The sequence below is a fragment of the Streptomyces sp. R818 genome (genome assembly GCF_056172735.1).
Genome location: NZ_JAOCNE010000013.1, coordinates 161,199 through 162,901, shown reverse-complemented (window position 1 = coordinate 162,901; position 1,703 = coordinate 161,199). Strand labels below are relative to the sequence as shown.

Genomic DNA, 1,703 nt, shown 5'->3' with positions numbered 1-1,703 from the left:
TCCTTCCGCACGACGCCGCGTACCACGAGGCCCTCACCCGCGACCTGCGCCGCTGGGCGGACGGCGGGTACGAGGTGCCGGACTTCCTCGACTCGCTGCTCGCCTTCCAGCCCGCGGCCCAGCGCCGGGACGGCCTCCAGCACCTCGTGCTCTTCCCCATGTACACGCAGAACGGCAACCCGGACCGCAACCTTGAGGCCGTCGTCCTGCGCATGGTGTGGCCGGAGTGGCTCGCCGAGCTGGAGGCGACCCGCTACGACAACCCGCTGTTCTGCGGCATCACCTTCGAGGACTTCACCTCGGGCTACGACACGAACTCGGCGGTGCTCTTCCCCGAGACGATCGCGGTGCGCGAGGCCCCGGAGCGCTTCTCGTGGGGCGGCATCTTCTGCGACCGCGAGGCGGCCCGTTTCCGCCGCGTCACCGAGGCGGCCGTCGACATCCTCGGCGTCGAGCTGCCCGCCGACATCGCGGCGATGGTCGGCGACCAGGACCGCTGCCAGCAGGCGTTCGTGCTGTGGGACATGGTCCACGACCGCACGCACAGCCACGGCGACCTGCCCTTCGACCCGTTCATGATCAAGCAGCGCCAGCCGTTCTGGATGTACGGCCTGGAGGAGCTGCGCTGCGACCTCACCGCCTTCAAGGAGGCCGTGAAGCTGGAGGCCGACGGCGTCCCGCAGGGCCGCGACGTCCAGTACGCCGTGCTGTTCGACCGCATGTTCCGCTTCCCGGTCACCGGCGAGCGCGTCCGCAACTACGACGGCCTTGGCGGCCAGCTCCTCTTCGCCTACCTGCACAAGCACGACGTCGTGCGCTGGACGGACAACAAGCTGCACATCGACTGGGACCGCGCCCCCGAGGTGACGAACCAGCTCTGCGGTGAGATCGAGACGCTGTACCGCGACGGCATCGACCGCCCGAAGCTCGTGCACTGGTTCGCCGCCTACGACCTGGTCTCCACCTACCTCGCCCCGCACCCGGGCTCCCGCTGGGCCAAGGGCCCCGACGCCCTGGACACGAGCCTGCCGCCGCGCAAACTCGTGGACGAGGTGCTCCCGGACGAATTCCCGCTCAGCATGTTCTACGAGGCCCTGTCCAAGAAGCTGAAGACCGTGATCGCCTCCACCAAGGGGATCACCGCGGCGGGCCGGGAGCGGGTCGCCGCGTGAGCAATTCCGTACAGGAGGCGACTGCCATGACCGACACCGACGCCACCCGTGGCACCAGGGACTTCCTCGACGGCGCCGTGATCGCGGTCGCCGGGGCCGCCGGACCGGCCGGCCGCGCCGCGCTGAAGCGGCTCGCGGAGGCGGGCGCCACGGTCGTCGGCGCCGACGCGGACCCGGAGCGGCTCGCCGAGGCGGTCGACGAGGCGCGCTACGCGCACGGCGGCGCCACCGTCATAGGCGACACCGTGGACCTGCTCGACCTCGACGCCACGTGCGCGTGGGCCGCCCGTATCGAGAAGGACTTCGGCCGCGTCGACGGCCTGGTCCACCTCGTGGGCGGCTGGCGCGGCAGCAAGAACTTCGCCGAGACCGACCTCGCCGACTGGGACCTGCTGGAAAAGCTCCTGATCCGCACGGTGCAGCACACCTCGCTCGCCTTCCAGGAGCCGCTCGGCCGCTCCGAGCGCGGCCGCTACCTGCTGATCAGCGCCGCGGGCGCCTCGAAGCCGACCGCGGGCAACGCCGCGTACT

The 1,703-nt window shown here is 71.1% G+C and carries 2 protein-coding genes; both read left to right on the top strand.

The window, feature by feature from the left end:
* Positions 1-1,172, top strand: a 1,172-nt coding sequence (locus N5I75_RS30175; RefSeq protein WP_476682628.1) for a DUF6421 family protein, incomplete at its 5' end; no start/stop codon positions are given.
* 26 nt (positions 1,173-1,198) lie between these two features.
* Positions 1,199-1,703, top strand: a 505-nt coding sequence (locus tag N5I75_RS30170; protein WP_476682626.1) for an SDR family NAD(P)-dependent oxidoreductase, incomplete at its 3' end; no start/stop codon positions are given.